The sequence below is a fragment of the Pseudomonas sp. UBA6315 genome (genome assembly GCF_002438125.1).
Classification (GTDB): Bacteria; Pseudomonadota; Gammaproteobacteria; order Pseudomonadales; family Pseudomonadaceae; genus Aquipseudomonas; species Aquipseudomonas faucium.
On the sequence record NZ_DJTF01000152.1, the window covers coordinates 1 to 3,207 of the forward strand.

5 protein-coding genes are annotated in these 3,207 nt (G+C 64.1%); all 5 read left to right on the top strand.

Annotated elements, in window-relative coordinates; translation table 11 throughout:
• Positions 1–503, top strand: a 503-nt coding sequence (hscB, locus tag B3E94_RS17920; protein WP_286914517.1) for a co-chaperone HscB, incomplete at its 5' end; no start/stop codon positions are given.
• A 42-nt stretch (positions 504–545) separates the two neighbouring features.
• Positions 546–2,408, top strand: a complete 1,863-nt coding sequence (hscA, locus tag B3E94_RS17925) for a Fe-S protein assembly chaperone HscA (RefSeq protein ID WP_286914518.1) — start codon at positions 546–548, stop codon at positions 2,406–2,408.
• A gap of 3 nt (positions 2,409–2,411) precedes the next feature.
• On the top strand, positions 2,412–2,753 hold the full coding sequence (fdx, locus tag B3E94_RS17930; RefSeq protein ID WP_021781772.1) for an ISC system 2Fe-2S type ferredoxin: 342 nt from the start codon (positions 2,412–2,414) through the stop codon (positions 2,751–2,753).
• A 10-nt stretch (positions 2,754–2,763) separates the two neighbouring features.
• Positions 2,764–2,964 carry a Fe-S cluster assembly protein IscX gene (gene iscX / locus B3E94_RS17935; protein WP_016713204.1) on the top strand — a complete coding sequence of 67 codons (201 nt, stop codon included), beginning with the start codon at positions 2,764–2,766 and terminating at the stop codon, positions 2,962–2,964.
• A gap of 89 nt (positions 2,965–3,053) precedes the next feature.
• A partial coding sequence (locus tag B3E94_RS17940) for a nucleoside-diphosphate kinase (protein WP_286914520.1) occupies positions 3,054–3,207 on the top strand: 154 nt, incomplete at its 3' end.

Here is a 3,207-nt window from a genome sequence, read left to right on the forward strand (position 1 = left end):
TCGCTCTGTTTGATCTCCAGCCGTGCTTCCGCCTGGACCTCGACAAGCTGGCCACGCGTTATCGCGAGCTGGCCCGCGAGGTCCATCCGGACCGCTTTGCCGACGCCTCCGAGCGTGAGCAGCGGGTAGCCCTGGAGAAGTCCGCGGCCCTCAACGACGCCTACCAGACCCTGCGCAGTGCGCCGCGCCGTGCCCGCTACCTGCTGGCCATTGGCGGCCACGAAGTGCCCCAGGAAGTCACGGTCCATGACCCGGACTTCCTGTTGCAGCAGATGCAGTGGCGCGAAGAGCTCGAAGAGTTGCAGGACGAAGCCGACCTCGACGGTGTCGCCGTGTTCAAGAAGCGCCTGAAGGCTGCCCAGGACACGCTGAACGAGGATTTCGCCGCCTGCTGGGATGTGCCTGCCGAGCGTGAACAGGCCGAGCGCCTGATGCGCCGCATGCAGTTCCTCGACAAGCTCGCCCAAGAAGTGCGCCAACTGGAAGAGCGCCTCGACGATTAACCCGGCGCCGCCCGTGATGACGCCTAAGGTAATTAGATAAGCATGGCCCTACTGCAGATCGCCGAACCCGGTCAAAGCCCTCAGCCGCACCAGCGCCGCCTGGCGGTGGGCATCGACCTGGGCACCACCAATTCTCTGGTCGCTGCCGTGCGCAGCGGTCGCAGCGAGCCCCTGCCCGATGCGCAGGGTAACGTCATTCTGCCTTCGGCAGTGCGCTACCTGGCTGGCCGCTGCGAAGTCGGCCTGGCCGCGCGCGAGGCGGCGTCCAGTGACCCATTGAACACCGTGCTGTCGGTCAAGCGCCTGATGGGGCGCGGCCTGGCCGACGTCAAGCAGCTCGGCGAACAGCTGCCGTACCGCTTCGTGGGTGGCGAGTCGCACATGCCGTTCATCGACACGGTGCAGGGCCCGAAGAGCCCGGTGGAAGTGTCTGCCGACATTCTCAAGGTATTGCGCGAGCGCGCCGAGCAGACCCTGGGTGGCGAACTGGTGGGGGCGGTGATCACCGTGCCGGCCTATTTCGACGATGCCCAGCGCCAGGCGACCAAGGACGCAGCCAAGCTGGCCGGCCTGAACGTGCTGCGCCTGCTCAACGAGCCGACTGCCGCTGCCGTGGCCTATGGCCTGGACCAGAATGCCGAAGGCCTGGTGGCCATCTATGACCTGGGTGGCGGTACCTTCGATATCTCGATCCTGCGCCTGACTGCCGGTGTGTTCGAAGTGCTGGCCACCGGCGGCGATACCGCCCTGGGCGGCGACGACTTCGACCACGCCATCGCCGGCTGGATCATCGAGCAGGCGGGCCTGTCCGCCGACCTCGACCCGGCTACCCAGCGCCAGTTGCTGCAAACCGCCTGCGCCGCCAAGGAAGCCCTGACCGACGCCGACGTGGTCAGTGTCAGCCATGGCGCCTGGCAGGGCGAGCTCAGCCGCGCCGCCTTCGACGCGATGATCGAGCCGATGATCGCCCGCAGCCTCAAGGCCTGCCGCCGCGCCGTGCGCGACAGCGGCGTGGAGCTCGAAGAGGTGGCTGCCGTGGTGATGGTCGGTGGTTCGACCCGCGTGCCGCGTGTGCGCGAGGCTGTCGGCACGCTGTTCGGCCGCACCCCGCTGACCTCGATCGACCCGGACCAGGTGGTGGCCATCGGCGCCGCGATCCAGGCCGATACCCTGGCCGGCAACCGCCGCGAAGGTGGCGAACTGTTGCTGCTCGATGTCATCCCGCTGTCCCTGGGCCTTGAGACCATGGGTGGGCTGATGGAGAAGGTGATTCCGCGCAACACCACCATTCCAGTGGCCCGCGCCCAGGAATTCACCACTTACAAAGATGGCCAGTCGGCCATGATGATCCACGTGCTGCAGGGTGAGCGCGAGCTGATCAGCGACTGCCGCTCCCTGGCACGCTTCGAACTGCGCGGCATCCCGGCCATGGTCGCCGGTGCGGCGAAGATCCGCGTGACGTTCCAGGTCGATGCCGACGGCCTGCTCAGCGTTGCAGCCCGCGAATTGGGTTCGGGCGTTGAAGCCAGCATCCAGGTCAAGCCGTCCTACGGCCTGACCGACGGCGAGATCGCGCGCATGCTCAAGGATTCCTTCGAGCACGCAGGTACCGACAAGCAAGCTCGCCAGTTGCGTGAGCACCAGGTCGACGGCGAGCGCCTGCTCGAAGCGGTACAGGGCGCCCTGGACGCCGATGGTGAGCGCCTGCTCAGCAGTGAAGAGCGCCAAGCCATCGAATTCCAGATGCAAGAACTACGTGATTTGCTGGCCGGCACCGATGGCCCAGCCATCGAGCAACAGACCAAGCGTCTGTCGCAGGTGACCGATGCATTTGCCGCCCGTCGCCTTGATTCGACGGTCAAAGCCGCACTGGCCGGGCGCAACCTGAATGAGATCGAGGAGTAACCGATGCCGCTGGTGACATTCCTGCCGCACGAAAAGTTCTGCCCAGAGGGGTTGACCGTGGAAGTCGAGCCCGGGACCAACATCCTGGAGCTGGCCCACGACCATCACATCGAGATGGAAAGCGCCTGCGGTGGCGTCAAGGCCTGCACCACCTGCCACTGCATCGTGCGCAAGGGTTTCGACTCCCTTGAAGAAGCCGACGAGCTGGAAGAAGACATGCTGGACAAGGCCTGGGGCCTGGAGGCTCAATCGCGCCTCGGCTGCCAGGTGGTGGTCGCCGATGAGGACCTGACCATCGAGATCCCCAAGTATTCGCTCAATCACGCTGCCGAAGCGCCGCACTGAGGTTTGCCGCATGAGCTTGAAATGGATTGATGTACTTGAGATCGCCATCCAGCTTGCGGAAAGCAAGCCGGAAGTCGATCCTCGTTATGTAAATTTCGTCGATCTGCACCGCTGGGTGCTGGCCTTGCCAGAATTCAGCGACGATCCGTCACGTGGCGGTGAGAAAGTGCTGGAGGCCATCCAGGCGGCCTGGATTGATGAAGCCGACTAAGCGTGACGCTGCAGGTTAGGCAATCCCCTGGAACCCGCGTATAATTCGCGGGTTTAATTTTTCGCAACACTCATATTCTGGAGTTTTCCATGGCTGTTCAACGTACTTTCTCGATCATCAAGCCTGACGCCGTTGCCAAGAACGTGATCGGCAAGATCACCACTCGCTTCGAAGAAGCCGGCCTGAAAATCGTCGCCTCGAAAATCAAGCAACTGTCCAAGGCCGAAGCCGAAGGCTTCTACG

Bases quoted from the DNA above. Each gene is read 5' to 3' on its own strand.
- hscA (WP_286914518.1), top strand. From the start codon at position 546: ATGGCCCTACTGCAGATCGCCGAACCCGGTCAAAGCCCTCAGCCGCAC.
- fdx (WP_021781772.1), top strand. From the start codon at position 2,412: ATGCCGCTGGTGACATTCCTGCCGCACGAAAAGTTCTGCCCAGAGGGG.
- iscX (WP_016713204.1), top strand. From the start codon at position 2,764: ATGAGCTTGAAATGGATTGATGTACTTGAGATCGCCATCCAGCTTGCG.